This window comes from Virgibacillus sp. NKC19-3 (assembly GCF_019837165.1).
GTDB lineage: Bacteria > Bacillota > Bacilli > Bacillales > Amphibacillaceae > Virgibacillus_L > Virgibacillus_L saliphilus.
In genome coordinates, this window is record NZ_JAGYHC010000001.1 from 2,221,926 (window position 1) to 2,238,671 (window position 16,746).

18 protein-coding genes, 1 other RNA gene and 1 pseudogene are annotated in these 16,746 nt (G+C 36.5%); 14 read left to right on the forward strand and 6 right to left on the reverse strand.

Annotated elements, in window-relative coordinates; translation table 11 throughout:
• Nucleotides 1-38: 38 nt before the first annotated feature.
• Together KFZ56_RS10765 and recU are read right to left on the reverse strand one after the other, a co-directional pair.
• A complete protein-coding gene (locus tag KFZ56_RS10765; protein WP_222641938.1) occupies nt 39-2,816 on the reverse strand; it encodes a penicillin-binding protein 1A in 2,778 nt (925 codons plus the stop codon).
• A gap of 18 nt (nt 2,817-2,834) precedes the next feature.
• Nucleotides 2,835-3,421, reverse strand: a pseudogene (recU, locus tag KFZ56_RS10770) (Holliday junction resolvase RecU).
• A gap of 1,022 nt (nt 3,422-4,443) precedes the next feature.
• Here recU and KFZ56_RS10775 point away from each other — a divergent pair.
• The 6 genes from KFZ56_RS10775 to KFZ56_RS10800 all read left to right on the forward strand — a co-directional run bounded on the left by KFZ56_RS10775 (nt 4,444) and on the right by KFZ56_RS10800 (nt 7,819).
• A complete protein-coding gene (locus tag KFZ56_RS10775) occupies nt 4,444-4,659 on the forward strand; it encodes a hypothetical protein (protein WP_222641939.1) in 216 nt (71 codons plus the stop codon).
• A 56-nt stretch (nt 4,660-4,715) separates the two neighbouring features.
• Nucleotides 4,716-5,075 (forward strand): DUF1798 family protein, encoded by a 360-nt coding sequence (locus KFZ56_RS10780; protein ID WP_222643968.1) that lies wholly within the window; start codon nt 4,716-4,718, stop codon nt 5,073-5,075.
• 65 nt (nt 5,076-5,140) lie between these two features.
• Nucleotides 5,141-5,539 (forward strand): cytidine deaminase, encoded by a 399-nt coding sequence (locus KFZ56_RS10785; RefSeq protein WP_222641940.1) that lies wholly within the window; start codon nt 5,141-5,143, stop codon nt 5,537-5,539.
• Between the two features lie 190 nt (nt 5,540-5,729).
• Nucleotides 5,730-6,056 (forward strand): cell division regulator GpsB, encoded by a 327-nt coding sequence (gpsB, locus tag KFZ56_RS10790; RefSeq protein ID WP_222641941.1) that lies wholly within the window; start codon nt 5,730-5,732, stop codon nt 6,054-6,056.
• Between the two features lie 78 nt (nt 6,057-6,134).
• An RNA gene (gene rnpB, locus KFZ56_RS10795) (RNase P RNA component class B) lies at nt 6,135-6,509 on the forward strand.
• Between the two features lie 173 nt (nt 6,510-6,682).
• Complete coding sequence (locus KFZ56_RS10800) at nt 6,683-7,819, forward strand: THUMP domain-containing class I SAM-dependent RNA methyltransferase (RefSeq protein WP_222641942.1); 1,137 nt, start codon at nt 6,683-6,685, stop codon at nt 7,817-7,819.
• A 74-nt stretch (nt 7,820-7,893) separates the two neighbouring features.
• Here KFZ56_RS10800 and KFZ56_RS10805 read toward each other — a convergent pair whose 3' ends face one another.
• The 4 genes from KFZ56_RS10805 to KFZ56_RS10820 form a co-directional block, all read right to left on the reverse strand.
• On the reverse strand, nt 7,894-9,549 hold the full coding sequence (locus KFZ56_RS10805) for a b(o/a)3-type cytochrome-c oxidase subunit 1 (protein ID WP_222641943.1): 1,656 nt from the start codon (nt 9,547-9,549) through the stop codon (nt 7,894-7,896).
• A complete protein-coding gene (locus KFZ56_RS10810) occupies nt 9,549-10,052 on the reverse strand; it encodes a cytochrome c oxidase subunit II (RefSeq protein ID WP_222641944.1) in 504 nt (167 codons plus the stop codon). Before KFZ56_RS10810 ends, KFZ56_RS10805 begins: the two co-directional genes overlap by 1 nt.
• A 27-nt stretch (nt 10,053-10,079) precedes the next feature.
• Nucleotides 10,080-10,226: a cytochrome c oxidase subunit 2A gene (locus KFZ56_RS10815; protein WP_222641945.1), complete on the reverse strand. Its 147-nt coding sequence runs from the start codon at nt 10,224-10,226 to the stop codon at nt 10,080-10,082.
• Between the two features lie 271 nt (nt 10,227-10,497).
• Complete coding sequence (locus KFZ56_RS10820) at nt 10,498-10,698, reverse strand: cold-shock protein (RefSeq protein ID WP_222641946.1); 201 nt, start codon at nt 10,696-10,698, stop codon at nt 10,498-10,500.
• A gap of 340 nt (nt 10,699-11,038) precedes the next feature.
• On the opposite strand from KFZ56_RS10820, the gene KFZ56_RS10825 reads away from it, so the two are divergent.
• The 8 genes from KFZ56_RS10825 to KFZ56_RS10860 all read left to right on the forward strand — a co-directional run bounded on the left by KFZ56_RS10825 (nt 11,039) and on the right by KFZ56_RS10860 (nt 16,589).
• A complete protein-coding gene (locus KFZ56_RS10825) occupies nt 11,039-12,709 on the forward strand; it encodes a formate--tetrahydrofolate ligase (protein ID WP_222641947.1) in 1,671 nt (556 codons plus the stop codon).
• Entirely contained in the window at nt 12,709-13,296 is a 588-nt protein-coding gene (locus tag KFZ56_RS10830) for an HD domain-containing protein (protein ID WP_222641948.1), read from the forward strand. Before KFZ56_RS10825 ends, KFZ56_RS10830 begins: the two co-directional genes overlap by 1 nt.
• A 196-nt stretch (nt 13,297-13,492) precedes the next feature.
• Nucleotides 13,493-14,446: a thymidylate synthase gene (locus tag KFZ56_RS10835; protein ID WP_255585118.1), complete on the forward strand. Its 954-nt coding sequence runs from the start codon at nt 13,493-13,495 to the stop codon at nt 14,444-14,446.
• 27 nt (nt 14,447-14,473) lie between these two features.
• Nucleotides 14,474-14,962 (forward strand): dihydrofolate reductase, encoded by a 489-nt coding sequence (locus tag KFZ56_RS10840; protein WP_222641949.1) that lies wholly within the window; start codon nt 14,474-14,476, stop codon nt 14,960-14,962.
• Between the two features lie 132 nt (nt 14,963-15,094).
• Entirely contained in the window at nt 15,095-15,301 is a 207-nt protein-coding gene (locus tag KFZ56_RS10845; RefSeq protein ID WP_222641950.1) for a twin-arginine translocase TatA/TatE family subunit, read from the forward strand.
• A 21-nt stretch (nt 15,302-15,322) separates the two neighbouring features.
• Complete coding sequence (locus tag KFZ56_RS10850; protein WP_222641951.1) at nt 15,323-15,526, forward strand: twin-arginine translocase TatA/TatE family subunit; 204 nt, start codon at nt 15,323-15,325, stop codon at nt 15,524-15,526.
• A 62-nt stretch (nt 15,527-15,588) separates the two neighbouring features.
• Entirely contained in the window at nt 15,589-16,341 is a 753-nt protein-coding gene (gene tatC, locus KFZ56_RS10855) for a twin-arginine translocase subunit TatC (RefSeq protein ID WP_222641952.1), read from the forward strand.
• Nucleotides 16,342-16,367: 26 nt separating this feature from the next.
• A complete protein-coding gene (locus KFZ56_RS10860) occupies nt 16,368-16,589 on the forward strand; it encodes a YozE family protein (protein WP_222641953.1) in 222 nt (73 codons plus the stop codon).
• Nucleotides 16,590-16,746: the final 157 nt, after the last annotated feature.

Genomic DNA, 16,746 nt, shown 5'->3' on the forward strand with positions numbered 1-16,746 from the left:
TTTACTTTATCTCTTCTTCGGCCATTCTGCTCCCGAGATTATTGGTTCTCACCTTCGCTTTCATCCTCGTCTTCATCTTGCCCCTCTGATTCGTCCTCTGAGGGTTCTGCATTCTCTGTGTCTCCGTTGTCTTCACTTTCCTGGTCTTCGCCATTTTCTTGGTCTTCTCCATCGCCATTATCCTGGTCTTCTTCATTCTCTCCACTTTCACCTTCATCTTCATTTTCTTCTGCATCAGGCACTGAAACCTCAGTGCTTTGCGTATCACCACGATCACCATTTTGACCAATTGGAGTAACGTTTATGGTATACGTTTGACCAGGAGAAGCGCCAGTAATTTCTAGGCCATTTGATTCAACCGTTTGTGTTTGTCCGTTTACATCCACTTCAAATGTTGCGGATGGTCCATTATATTGCCAAGAAACATCGATAATCGCATTATCTTCATTGTAAGAAGCACTTAATCCATCTACAGAAGGAATTTCATCTTCTTCACTTTCCTCTTGTTCTTCTCCATCCTCTGGAATCGTAACTGTTGTTGAGTTAGCCTCACTCGTACTATCGCCGTCAACAGCGACAACCTGTATTTCATATTCTGAACCAGTCTCTACATCAGAAATTTCAAGCGACGTATCTTCTGTTGAAGAAAGACCTTGCATTTGACCGCCATTTTCACTTGTACTAACCTCAAATGAAATATCGGCATCTGAATCATAATCCCATTCCACTGTAATAGAATTGGATTCCTCATCATACTCAGCATTTAAGTCACTAACAGGTTCCAGCTGATCAAATCTTTCTGACTTACTGGTTGGTTCACTTCCTTTTACAAACAACTCTGTAATAATATCAGAGGATGGTGTACTAGCGCTTGGAAGTGCTGCAGGATTTGAACCATCTTCTACATCAACTTCGACAACAGAATCCGGTTTCGTAAAGTCGGCTGTTTCAATATCACTAGATATTTCTTCCATTGTATTTTTAAATAAGGCGAGTGGAATTTGAGTATCTTCAACGCCTTGTTCATAATTCTCATAACCGGTCCACACAGATATGGTATAGTTGGTCGTGTATCCATTAAACCAGGAGTCTGCTGCCCCTTCGACGCCATCTCTATTTGTTGTACCTGTCTTACCGGCAACTGGCATTCCCGGAATATTCGCATTAGTACCTGTTCCTTCCGTAATTGCTGTTTTTAGCATATCTGTAATCATATAGGCCGTATGATCGGACATAGCAGCTTCTGGTTCAGGCTGCAAGTCAATTGTTCGACCATCTGGAAATTCGACGCTTGTAACAGCATATGGTTCATTATAGATACCTTCATTGGCAAAAGCACGATAAGCTCCGGCCATTTGAAGTGGGTTGACAGTCGTTCCACTCCCTCCAATAGCATCGCGTAGACCTAGGCTATCATCAGCAAATTCAAGGCCTAAGCCTTCTGCAAATTCTTGAGCATTCCCGTAATCGATCTCTTCCAGTAATTTAACTGCCGGCACATTTAAAGATCCGCTTAAAGCTTCTCGCGCAGTCATCCATCCTGAATAGGATCGGTTATAATTTCGTATTGGATTGGAACCCTGAATTTCATATGGCGCATCATCGTTTAATTGGTGATATGTGGACATTTGATTATATTCAATAGCAGGTCCATAAGGGATGATCGGTTTGATTGTAGAGCCAGCTTGACGTTTTAAATCCGTTGCGTAGTTAAATCCATCAATCCCTTGATTATTTCGGCTACCACCAATTGCTCGAATTGCTCCATTGCTTGTATCTAACACCGTCATCCCAGCTTGCATTTCATCATCATAGTAAGGAATCGGATTTTCTTCACTATCTGTTAATAAATATTCTACATGTTCTTGTATACTGGAATCTAACGTTGTATGGACTTTTAAACCATCCGTATAAATATCTGCACCATCTACTTTTTCGCTGACTTCATCCGCTACTTGTTGCAGGAAAGCTTCATACGGTGTTGCATCAGGGCGTGTTTCACTTAACAAGGACTCGATGTCAACTTCTCTTGCCTCATCCGCTTCTTCTTGGGAGATTTTACCATGCCTTACCATCAGTGTTAAAACGGTGTCCATTCTCTCTTTTGTAAAATCCGGATTTTCATATGGATTATAAGCTGTTGGTCGTTGCGGTAATCCCGCTAAAATAGCAGCTTCAGGCAATGTAAGTTCACTCAAATCCGTTTTTCCAAAGTATGTTTCTGCGGCTTTCCCAATTCCATAAGCTCCACTACCGTAAAATATTTTGTTTAAATACATTTCCATTATTTCTTCTTTTGAATATTCACGCTCTAACTTTAGTGCCATCCATTGTTCCTGAACTTTAATGCTAAGTTTTTTATCCGATGACAAGAATGATTGTTCCACTACTTGCTGCGTGATCGTACTTGCCCCTTCTGAGCCAAATCCCTGAGTGATATTAGCAATGATTGCGCCTCCGATCCGACGTAAATCAACCCCGGAATGCTCAAAGAATCGTACATCTTCTGTAGCAGTAACAGCATCAATTAATTCGGGTGGTAAGTCTTCATAATCTACTCTACTTCGCTGTTCAGACCCTAAATCTGCATATTCATTTCCATCCTGATCATAAATGGTAGATGAAAAAGGAATGTCTAATTCAGATGCATCTATATCCGGTGCTGTAGCAATCCAATACGTAAATAAACCGCCAACACCAATTCCAATGGCTAAAATAATAATGAGTACTGTAAATATTATTTTTTTCCATAGCGGCTTCTTTTTTGCTTTTTTCTGCTTTCTTCTTGCTGTACGAGATTGGCTATTATTTGCCATAGCTCCATACCTCCGTCTCTAAAAATAAAGCTTATCGATTATTGTTAAATAGTCAACTCTTGCCTGATATTGAAAGGGAATAAGATGCCCTTTCCGTTTTATTATTTCATAAGGAATCGATTTTCTTCCACCGTTTAACTTTTCATACCAATAGGGAAAGAGTATTTTTGCTTCCATAAAATATGTCTCATCAAATGATGCAAATCGGATAATTACAAAACAAATCCCCCATGATGTACAACGGACTCCATATGCCTGATTTGATGTTCATGTATATTAGCTAATGGAAACAGGGTTTTATTCTTTGTTTCCTTGGCTTCAAAATCAATGTACTTATGGCGATATATGCCATTATAATCAGTCGTGGAAGCTTGTTTAAAATACCCTTCTGTAATAACCGCGGCACTTCTTTTCGGGTAATCTACTTTAACAATTTGTATTGGTGTAGGCTTTTTATGAATGTTTGCTTTGTCTATATCCAAATAATAGCTGTTTGTTGCATTGATATCTTCCTCTAATGTCATACCACGATTACTGTACCTTTGATTCGTTTGGGGTAGCTTTTGCTTTTCTTGTTTGTTTTTCTTTCCATTTGGATAATTCATCGTTTGATCAACCCCTTTGCATATTACAGTATCATACCAGAAAAATCATTCCCTGATAACTATAAACACGAGATGGTTATCAGCAATGACGAGAGAAAAACTATCTCCATTATATAACAAATCTTACAAGCATGCATAAAATAGACAAGACATGCCTTATGATCAAATGAAAACAAGCTAATTATTAAATAATCCTATTTCAAGTATCACGTATTTCGTAAAACTTCATACCCTATGCAGGATTTTTTGTTTAATGTATACGGTTATGTTGCCAATATGAACATCTAGATGACATAGAACCTTTGTACATGGTTTCACAAATGTAACAAATTGGGTGAGATAAGGGAAACAAATAGCTATATCACAGGATTAAATTTTCACTTTAAATACGGCGTATATTGGACTTGTCGTGATGATGAAAATGGATGAACATTTACTTGCCGACTGGTCAATACTATATTTTGGTTTGGTCTAGCTATATCCTGTCAGGATAAAATTCGAAATGATGGATATAAATCGAGGGGGTGTGAAAGTAAAATGGTTTGAAATCCCTTCGAAAGTAGGGGAGATAGAACAATCTTTCAACAAAAAAAGAAATATACCATGAGTATATCATCCTAAACTAAACGGATTATGTAGAAGAGGCCGGGCAACATAAAAGAGTTTAATAAAACAACGAACACTACAAAGTTACGTAGCGAAATATATTTCCGAAGCGCTAAATTATTGTTATTAAAACACTTTTTCCCCAGCCTTTTCTTGTTTTACGTGGAAGGTCTATTTGGGCCGTCTAATTTTTTATCACCTGTTTTAAGCGATTTTGACCTTTGACTATCGCCCTTTTTCGTTTCTTTTTTATGCTTCATTGTAAAACCTCCTTCACAAATTAGTGTGTCTAATTTCAAGAAAAAGATAAGTAATATAACTAGTTTTGTGTCTTTTCTTCTAGTTTTGTCGAATGGAAAGGATACCTCCTTGTTTTAGCGAATATGGTAGTAAATCAATTTATAAGAGGTGATAGCATGTCATTAACAGCCAGAAAGTTAGAACTAAACGAATATGATATCAATAAAAAGGACTTTGAAGCATCTATAGAGCAAATAGCAGATCAGGTACGTCTGATTGATCAGAAAATGACAATGACAATTGAAAGAGAGATATCGCAAGGATTTGAAGATAACCTAAGGAAAGTTAATGAAACAAAATTCCTTATTAAAAGGATGTCATCTTTATCTTAAAGTGATACACTATGAGTGAAATTGTATGACATTTAGTAGTAAGGATGAGCTTTGTGATGGAATTAAAAGAGCAAACAAAAACGTTAAAAATACACTTAAACAACTTGAAGGATCAATATGAAAACAACCCACCACCCGAAAATAAAAAGGATAGACAATTATTTCAAAAGGTGAAAAAGGAGACATCCCCAATTTATGAGCTTTTGGCTACATGGGAAGAAAACGCCTTAAAATTGATTAAAGAACGAAAAATTAATATGCATCCACAACAAATTACGTCAACATTAGAAAATATGGAACTACTTTTAATGCACAGTTATTATATAGACGTAAAGCGCAAACGATATATGGAACTTCATCATTCCATTCATTATATTTTTGACCAGTTATTACGGGAAGCTGAATCAAAAACATGAAAACGATTTACATTTTTTGATTTATCTCTTATAATTAACTTTCAGGTATTCTGAAAGGGGAAGAGATGGTGACTACAAATAACTTACTTGAAGAAGCAATAAACATGAGAAATAAAGCTTATGTTCCGTATTCTGAATTTCCTGTCGGGGCAGCTTTGCTGACTAAATCCGGTAAAATTTATACAGGTTGTAATATTGAAAATGCATCTTATCCTGTATCATGTTGTGCGGAACGTGTTGTGATTTTTAAGGCAATCTCTGAAGGAGAAATAGATTTTGTAGAAATGGCAGTTGCGGCCGATACAACACGGCCAGTTCCACCCTGTGGATCCTGTCGACAAGTGATGAGTGAATTTTTTTCTCGCACCATGCACATTCATTTGACTAATCTAAACAAGGATACAAAGACCGTATCGATAGAAGATCTATTACCTTTTTCTTTCCAGCCGAATGATTTGCCTTGATAAACAATATTTGTTGTATAATCGTATAGAAGCGTAAAAAAAGAGGCTGATTTTATCAGGGTCTTTTTTTATGATATACTAGTTTTTAAGAATTAGTCATAAAAAAGACAAACCCATAATAAACTTAAGAATGGCATTGTGTAAAGTCTTAAAGGAGAAATAAATAGGTGGAAACGATGAGGTGATAAAAATGAGTTCAATTCGAGTACAGCTAAATGGGAAGGATATTCTTGAAAAAGAATTTAAAACAACAATGCGAGGCTATAATCAAGAAGAAGTAGATGAATTTCTGGATATGGTCATTCAAGATTATGATGTATTCAAGCAAGAAATTGAAAGACTGCAACAGGAAAATGAAAGACTTAAGAAAAGTTCTTCAGATCAAAGTAGAACGCGTTCCACGCAACCAGCTCAACAAGTTAATTATGATGTACTGAAGCGGTTGTCGAATTTAGAAAAAGAAGTTTTTGGAAAGAAATATTCAGGATCTGAAGATGTAGAAGATACGATAACATAGGTTTAGATTATTCCAATATTTGTAAGTCCCTTGAATGATTGACTAATTCATGGTAATATAAGTCAAGATAAGTGTTAAATATTCAGGTAATCGCTGTATAATATTACAGAGGAAAGTCCATACTCACACAGACTGAGATGTTTGTAGTGTTCATGCTTGACGAAGTCATAAGTCAAGGTAACCATAGAGGTTAACGGCAGGAACTATTCCTAAGTCAATAAGATAGGGAATACTATCCTTGAAAGTGCCACAGTGACGTAGCTGAAATGGAAACATTTCAGGTGGAACGAGGTAAACCCCATGAGTGAGCAACCCAAATAAAGGTAGGGGCATCCTTTAGTAGGGAATTCAACCGAATGAGGGACAAGTGTTACTTGTAGATAGATGATTACAACCAACGTACGAGGCTGACCACCGCTTGCAGTACAATGGAACAGAACATGGCTTATCGAGTATTTAACGGTCTATAAATAATAAACTAAATATTGTTTATTGCAACCTTGCTATATGCAAGGTTTTTTATATGGTTGATTTTTATGAAATAGATATGTTTTCAGTTTAAAGGGGAGGGTATGATAAACTACAGTTAATCTAATAATTTAAACTAGAAATGAAAGGAATTTTATATGCCATATGTCACACTAATCGCTACAGCAGCTATGGGACTTGAATCTGTGGTTGCGAATGAAGTAAAACAATTAGGATACGATTGTAACGTTGAGAATGGAAAAGTGGTATTTGAGGCACCAGTAGCAGCAATCCCACGTTGTAATTTATGGCTTCGAACTGCAGATCGCCTCAAAATACAAATCGGAACATTCAAGGCAACGACATTTGACGAATTATTCGAATCCACAAAAGCTCTACCTTGGGAGAACTTTATAGCAGAAAATGGACAATTTCCCGTTAGTGGAAAATCCGTAAACTCCAGATTGTACAGCGTTTCAGATTGTCAGGCTATAGTTAAAAAGGCAACTGCTGAACGGCTTAAACTTAAATATGGTATTGCTTTTAAAATGCCGGAAACTGGCGCATTATATAAAATAGAAGTGGCCTTGCGTCAAGATATTGCTACACTAACGATAGATACCTCCGGAGCTGGTTTACATAAAAGAGGATATCGTGTAGGACAAGGGGACGCGCCCTTAAAAGAAACAATGGCAGCAGCATTAGTTATGCTTACAAATTGGAAACCTGACTATCCGTTGATTGATCCCTTTTGTGGTTCGGGTACGATTGCTATAGAGGCAGCACTAATTGGGCAAAATATCGCTCCTGGGTTCAATCGGGAATTTGCTTGTGAAAAATGGCCACTTATTAAAAATAAATACTGGGAAGAGGCTTATGAAGAAGTAGAAAACATGGCAAAATATGATCAAGAACTGGATATTACAGGTTCCGATATTGCGCACAATATGGTAAAAATAGCTAGTGAAAATGCTATTGAAGCAGGATTAGGGGATCTTATCAATTGGAAACAAATGCAAGTAAGAGATTTAACTATTCACGGTGAAAATGGATACATCATAGGAAATCCTCCCTATGGACAACGAATAGGAGATAGGGAAGAGGCGGCAAAGCTATATAAAGATCTTGGCAATGTTATGAAAGGCCATCCCAGTTGGAGTATCTATATACTAACTGCATTTGAAGACTTTGAGAAAAAATTTGGCCAAAAAGCAACAAAGAAACGCAAACTATTTAATGGTTTTATTCGAACAGACTATTATCAATATTTCGGACGTAAAACACAACAACCTTAACCGAACTCAGATAAAAATAAGATTACTTTACAGTAAGAGGAGGCCAGACAATCATCTGTCCTCCTACTATCTATTTAAGAATTACCGATTGGCCAATCAAATGCCGGTGATCCTGGTGGTGAATTTTGAATAATATCAACAAATGGTATGGTATAGGCAAATAGAATTAATGCTATTGTGATAGCAATCCAGAGCTTCCAATTTTCAAGCCACTTCGGAGTTTGCTCTGCATTTTCTTCCTCTTCGGCAATTGGAAATTCCTCATTCCCTTTGGGTGCAAAGAAGGTTAATTTAATGAAAATGTAAACCATTAAAAGTATACCTATAAATAAAATGGATCCACCTATTGCTTGTGCCATTTGATAACCTATCCATTCACTAGCCTGTTCTGTTCCTCCGTATGTGGAAAAGGAAGAGCGTCTTGGCGCACCAAGAAGTCCTTCAATATGCATCGCACCAGACATAATGGTCATACCTACTGCCCAGAAAATAGATTGAATAATACCAAGTCTATTTATAGATTTTGTTAACTTTCTTCCAGTAAGATGTGGAACAAGCCAATACGTAATACCAAAGAAAGTAAGTACCACAGTCGTTGCTGCTGTTATATGAAAATGCCCAGTAACCCAAATTGTATTGTGAACGACAGCATTCATTTGATGAGAAGCATTAATGATACCGCCTGCTCCACCTGGAATAAATGCAAGCATCCCTATTACTGGAGCAAGAAAACGAACATCTTTCCATGGCAGGTGTTTAAACCACCCAAATAATCCACGAAATCCTTTACGACGACCAGTAATTTCAAATGTTGCAAATATAGAAAATGCTGTCATTAAGCTTGGAATAACAACCATAAATGTTAAAACAACTTGAACAAACTTCCATATTGGATCAATACCTGGTTCTGTTAACTGATGATGGAATCCAACTGGAATGGAGAAAAACAATAATAATATAAAAGCAATCCGTGCTAATGAATCACTGAATATCTTTCCACCAATAATTTTAGGTATTATCGCATACCAAGCCATATATGCGGGTAATAGCCAGAAGTAAACCAATGGATGGCCAAAATACCAAAACAATGTTCTACTAATTAATACATTAATGGTTTCCGCATATCCAAGTGACCATGGAATGAACTGAACAACAACAGCCACTGCTACACCAAGTGATGCGATTACCCACATGATCATATTAATGACGACCATAAATGCTAGTAATGGCGACTTTTCATTAGGGTGTTTTTGTTTCCATACATATAATTGACGGAAATTAACGAATGCCGCAATCCAACTTCCGATAATGACGAAAGCCAATCCAATATAAAATACCGGATGCGCTTGGAGTGGCGCATAGAACGTATAAAGTACACTTGCCTTTCCCAACAAGATTGTTATAGCTGTCATTATTGTACCAATAACCATAACCCAGAAACCGATCCAAGCCATTTTACGTTGCTTGAATGATATACCTACTGTTTTACCCATTAGGGAATATTGAAATCCAATAATAAAATAGGTAGTTAATACTAATCCCAGTATGACACCATGCAGTGTTAATATCTGATAATAATCTACTCCCCATGGCATTGTAAATTCACCGGATCTAACCAACGTTTGCAAAAGACCCATTAACCCACCGATAAATAACGAAATAAATGCAACATATAAAAAAGACATGTATAATCTGGATTCAGGTTTTGCTATTTGTAATTTCTCGCTCATTATTCATACACCTCCAATGAGGCAAACATTTGATGATGGCCTACACCGCAATATTCATTACATACAATTGTATATTCTCCGACATTATCTAAAACGGTTTCAATACTACTGATATAACCAGGCTCAACCATCATATTGACATTTGTTCCTGCAACATTGAATCCGTGCACAACATCAGGACTGGCTACTTGAAATAATACAGTTGACCCTTTTGGAATACGTATATTTTTCACTGGAGTTCCTTCTTCATCTGTACCAAGATCGTAATTAAATGCTGACGCTACAATATTAACGATGTATTCGTCATCAGCCACTTTTGTAACTCCTAAATTTTCCGGTTCAAATGCTTCATGTGCTTCAAGATTATTTGGATCAATCGTAACGCCATGACTCTGTGGGTGTGTACCAAGCCAGAATGCTCCGAACCCAAGAATCAATAAAAAAAAGATAAGTGAGCCGACCCCAAATACAAGCCATATCTTTTCATATTTGTGTAAATGCATGATTAACAGTCCCCCAAAATTCATGTTTTATCTAGTAATAAAAAGGAGAAACACCCCAAACCAACTTACGAGTATAAATACACCAACTAACATAACGGAAATAAAAGTCCCTTTTAAATTAGGTGTATCTTTTTTGGGACTTTGCTGTGGCTCCTTTTCTTGCAATCTACTCATTTCATTCACCCCCATAAACCAAATAATTGCTTTTATATTTTCATCATACACAATTTGCTTATAGAATTTTTTACAATAGGGGATGTTTCACAAATCGTTTGAAAAGTTTTAGCTAGCATGTGACATTTACGTTACAAAAATGTGGCAAAAGAGTAGGAGCGTCTAAATATAAGCATTAAAAAGGAAGACCGATGTCGCTAACCTTATTCAATCAAAAAAAGCGGCAATCGATTACGATTACCGCTTATCATATATTGCTATAATGGCTGCATTATTTTTTTATGACATTTGCAGCTTGAGGGCCACGATCGCCTTCAACGATTTCAAAGGATACTTCTTGTCCTTCTTCCAGCGTTTTGAAGCCTTCTTCTTGGATTGCTGAATAATGTACGAATACATCATTTCCTTCTTCCAATTGAATGAAGCCATAACCCTTTTCTGCGTTGAACCATTTTACTACTCCGTTTTCCATGTAAATAATCCTCCTAAAACCTTTCACGTAATACGTGTTAATACAAAGTCGACAGATGAAACGTAAATAAAAAAGACACCACCCATAGAAGCGTAGGATCACTATTACATCCACTTCTATAGAAGCTGCCTGTTGTTAATGATTCCATACATCTTCTTTGCTTGACCCTAATATAGCTTATTTCCCTATTTCAGTCAAGAATTTGGCTTTATATTTTTTCGTAAATCCCTATTTTTATCCCTATTTAAAAATAATCTTATATAATTAGAAGAAATTAAGTGAAAAATCACAATTAAAAAGGTACACTAATAATAGATGTTTAAGAAGGGAGTTCTTGGATATGAAAACAGATATTGAAATTGCTCAGGAAACAAGTCTTAAACCGATTAAAGAAATTGCAGCAAAGCTTGACTTAACAGAGGAGGAATGGGAACCATATGGTCATACGAAAGCCAAGTTGTCTGAAAAGTTATTTGATAAGCTAAAAGATAGGCCAAATGGAAAAGTAATATTAGTAACTTCGATCAATCCTACTACTGCAGGAGAAGGAAAATCTACGGTAACTGTCGGTTTGGGGCAGGCATTAAATCAAGTCGGTAAGAAGGCTGTTATTGCATTACGCGAGCCATCTTTAGGACCTGTAATGGGAATGAAAGGTGGTGCAGCGGGGGGAGGTTTTTCTCAAGTGCTTCCCATGGAAGATATTAATTTACATTTTACTGGGGATATACATGCAATAACAACTGCTAACAATGCCTTGTCCGCAATGATAGATAACCACATTCATCGTGGAAATAAATTAAATATTGATCCTAGAAGAATGGAATGGAAAAGAGTAATGGATATGAATGACCGGGCATTAAGACAAATAGTCGTTGGGCTAGGCGGGCCTTTGCGAGGTGTCCCCAGAGAAGATGGATTTAACATCACTGTTGCCTCTGAGATTATGGCCATTTTATGTCTAGCATCAAGCCTTGAAGATTTAAAAGCGAGAATTGCCCGAATCGTGATTGGATACACCTATGACAAATCACCCGTCACTGTTAGGGATTTAGAAGTAGAAGGAGCATTAACATTACTGCTAAAAGACGCGATAAAACCTAACCTTGTCCAAACGACGGAGAATACACCAGCAATTATTCATGGTGGTCCTTTTGCCAATATCGCGCATGGTTGCAATAGTATCATGGCAACCAAAACCGCCGCTAAATTAGGTGATTATGTCGTAACAGAAGCGGGATTTGGAGCCGATTTAGGCGCTGAGAAATTTCTGAATATAAAGTCTCGTGCAGGGGAATTCGAGACAGATGCCGTCGTAATTGTTGCTACAGTTCGTGCATTAAAAATGCATGGAGGTCTAGCGAAGGGTGATTTAAAGGAAGAAAATATGGATGCATTACAAGCAGGGATGGAAAATTTAAAAAAACATATGGAAACGATTGAACGTTTTGGATTGCCATATGTTGTTTCTATTAACAAGTTTCCTACAGACACACCAGCGGAAGTTAATTTTATCAAGTCATGGTGTGAATCAAGGAATATAGATGCAGCATTAACAAATGTTTGGGAAAACGGAGGAGAGGGTGGCATTCCTTTAGCTAAGAAAGTTATAGCTAAAGTAGAATCAGCAAATAAACATTTTACCCCACTTTACGAATTAGACGAAAAGCTGGAGACAAAGATTCGAACCATAGCACAAAGCGTATATGGTGCTGATGACATTGAATTATCTCCTAAGGCAAGAGGCCAATTGGCGTTTTATGAGCAACAGGGCTGGGGCCAGCTACCTGTTTGCATGGCAAAAACACAATATTCTTTATCGGATGACCCAACAAAAACAGGAAGACCAAAAGGGTTCTCTATCACCATTCGAGAACTGAGGCCATCCATTGGCGCAGGATTTATTGTCGCCTTAACCGGTGATGTGATGACAATGCCGGGATTACCTGAAAGACCAGCAGCATTTAATATGGATGTTACAGAAGATGGAAAAGTACTCGGGTTATTTTAATGGAAAGAGAGAAATGTTTACAAGCAATCAAAGAGTATGTGCACACACTTTTTTATGATGATGTTACAGGACATGACTATTTTCATATGGAACGAGTTGCACGTACAGCAAGAAAGATCGCTGAACAAGAATATGCCGACCTATTTATTACCGAAGTCTCTGCCTGGCTTCATGATATTGGAGATGCGAAGCTTTTCTCTGATTCGGAAAAAGCAATGGAAGAGATGGTGGCCTTTCTAAAAACCATTGAATTATCCAGCAGTGAGATAATGAACATTAACACGGCTATAAAAGATATCTCTTTCCATAAAGGAAATGCTCCTGTAACACTTGAAGGGAAAATTGTACAAGACGCAGATCGGATTGATGCTATTGGGGCTATTGGAATTGCCAGAACTTTTGCATATGGTGGAGCAAAGAAACAATTCATTTATCATAGAGACTTTCATGATACATCTATTCAACATTTCTATGATAAACTATTAAAGTTAAAAGATTTATTATATACCACCACTGCAAAAGAAATTGCTCACGAACGACATGTATTTATGGAACAATTTTTAGAACAATTTTATAAAGAATGGTAAAACGATCAGGCAGGAGAGTTGTCCTGCCTGATTCCAAAGTTTGTGTTTCAATGTCATTCGTAGGTTCTCTTCCACCCAGCTATTTGGGTCCCAATAGGAACTTTTCAACTCAAGTTGTTTTTATGCGTTACGTTTATGTTATAATAGGTACATTCGCTATAAGTGATTATCAGTTATAAGTGGGGGAGATTCTATAATGACAGGTGAGCATGCATACTTAGAATTATGTGAACACATATTAAAAAAGGGGGCAAAAAAGGAAGACCGTACTGGTACCGGGACTTATTCTGTATTTGGTGGCCAAATACGATTCGATTTAAGTAACGGTTTCCCTTTATTAACAACTAAAAAAGTTCCATTTCGACTAGTTGCCAGTGAACTGCTTTGGTTTATTAAAGGGGATACTAACATTCGATATCTACTGGAAAATAACAATAATATATGGAATGAATGGGCATTTGAAAAGTGGATAAAAAGTGAAGAATACAAAGGTCCAGATATGACGAATTTCGGAAATCGAAGTCAGCAAGATCCAATATTCAAGGAAAAATATAAGAGCGAAATGGCGCGTTTTAAAGAAAAAATCCTCCATGATAATGATTTTGCCAACAAGTTTGGAGATCTTGGTTCTGTTTATGGAAAGCAATGGCGCGCATGGAAAACTTCCAAGAATGATACCATTGATCAATTGAAAGACGTCATCGAATCTATTCGTACAAAACCTGATTCCCGTAGGCATATTGTATCTGCATGGAACCCGGAAGATTTGCCTAGTATGGCGTTGCCCCCATGTCATGCATTGTTCCAATTCTATGTTGCTGAAGGAAAATTGTCATGCCAGTTATATCAGCGCAGTGCTGATGTTTTCTTAGGGATGCCTTTTAATATGGCAAGCTATGCATTGTTAACACATTTAATTGCACATGAAACAGATTTGGAAGTAGGAGAATTCGTACATACATTAGGTGATGCACATATTTATGCAAATCATGTAGAACAAATCAATACACAGCTTGGACGTGACGTTAAAGCTTTGCCTAAACTCAAAATTAACAAAGAAAAAAATTCCATTTTTGATTTTGAGTTGTCGGATTTTGAAATAATGGAATATAACCCTCATCCTGCAATTAAAGCACCAATAGCTGTTTAATCAAAAAGAAAAGGAGAGGAATTATCTATGATTTCATTTATGTTAGCGATGGATCGCAATCGTGTTATTGGTCTAAATAATGATTTACCTTGGCATTTGCCGAAAGATTTTCGTTTTTTTAAAGAAAGAACAACAGGACACACTATCGTAATGGGAAGAAAAACATATGATTCATTAGGAGGAGCATTACCGAACCGGAAAAATGTTGTCGCTACTCGCAAAAATATGAAGTTCCCGGATAACGTAGAGGTGATTAAGGATTTGAAAAAAATACAGGAATGGAATAAAGCGGACTCGGAAGAAGAATTCTTTGTTATAGGCGGTGGTGAGATTTTTCAACAAGCCTTGCCATATGCGGACCGCATGTACATTACATTCATTGATGAATCCTTTGAAGGTGACTCTTATTTTCCAGAATTTAATGAGAAAGAATGGAATCTAACCTCAAAAGAAAAAGGAGAGAAAGATGCTAAAAACCCATATGACTACTACTTTTTACAATATGATCGAAAATAATTATAGTGGTGGAATAAACGATTTTAATATAGCTTGTTTAATATTAGAAAAACATGTTAAACTATAAACGAATTAAAAAGTTAAATGCTTCATAAATACTTATAAAGTCAATTTGGTAAAGAAGGTGTAATGATGTTCGCAAATATAGGATTTCCGGGGTTGATTTTAATATTAGTTCTCGCGTTAATCATTTTTGGACCAAAAAAGTTGCCAGAAATCGGGAAGGCCGCTGGACAAACCTTGCGTGAATTTAAGGACTCCACAAAAGATTTAACGAGTGATGTTACAGATGAACTAAATGAAACAAAAGAAATCTTAAACGGTAAAGAAAATAAATAGAAACTATTTGGAGTGGTTCAAATGTTAAGTAATATTGGTATCCCTGGGTTAATACTGATTCTTGTCATAGCGTTAATTGTTTTTGGTCCTTCTAAGTTACCAGAAATCGGGAAAGCTGTTGGAAGTTCATTAAAGGAATTTAAAAATGCGACCAAGGATATTATATCAGATGACGATACGCCTAAAAAGGGCAATAATCATACATCAACAAAAGGTGATGAGTGAAAGGTGTAAGGTATATAACCTTGCACCTTCTTTTGTTACCAGCCTAGGAGTGTGAAGTAATTATGGTTGAGAACGTACAATCAAGCGACAAAGAAATGAACCTCACAGGTCATTTATCAGAGTTACGAAACAGGCTGATTGTTACAGTTATTTTCTTTGTATTATTTTTTATTATTGGTTTTATTTTTGTTCAAGATATCTATTGGTTTTTTGTAAATGATTTGGATTTCGATTTAGTTGTAATTAGTCCTGGAGAAATTATATGGATTTATTTCTCAATGGCTGGGATGATTGCACTTATTGGAACAATCCCAATTCTGTCTTTTCAAGTTTGGGCTTTTATAAAACCAGGGTTAACTAGTACGGAGCGAAAAGCTTCCTTAGCCTATATTCCTGCTATATTTCTTTTATTTATCGCTGGATTGGTTTTTGGTTATTTTATGTTTATTCAACTGATTTTACCTTTTTTACTATCGTTAAATGAAGGTATGTTTAACGAAATGTTTACCGTTGATCGATATTTTAAATTTTTACTTCGTATCACATTGCCATTTGCATTGCTGTTTGAAATACCAATTATTTCGATGTTCTTAACGTCTATAGGTATTTTAACACCGGAGTTCATGCAAAAAAACAGGAAATATGCATACCTTATATTAATTATTATTGGAACGATTGTAACTCCGCCGGATTTCATTCTACAAATTGTCGTTGCAATACCATTAGTTATTTTGTATGAAATCAGTATTTACTTATCAAAGGTCGTTTACCGTAAGAAGCAACGAAAACATAAGGAATTTATGGAAAGCGAATAATCACATAGAATAATGAGGTGATTGGAATGCGATCTTTTTATCAGTTTTTGATGACATTCCGTGGGGAAAAGTCACCGGATAATCAAAGTCGGCTGGCTGATTGGGTGTTTTTTGATCATGATTTTCCGAAACACTCGAAAGACTATGACGAAATAAGCAGCTATTTAGAATGGAATAGCCCTTTTCCTGGCGCATTGGTTGTATTTGATGAGCTTTGGGATAAATATAAACTAAAAGAGAACAAATAAAAAGGTTCTGGATATTTCCAGTGCCTTTTTTATTTCCAGATAACAACAAACAACCATCATTATTGATCAAACGTTTGTTTAAAATAAAAACGCATCATGATATTATCAACTAGTCATATTTCAACTAATTTCGTCATCTCATGAAGATTCTTGTTGT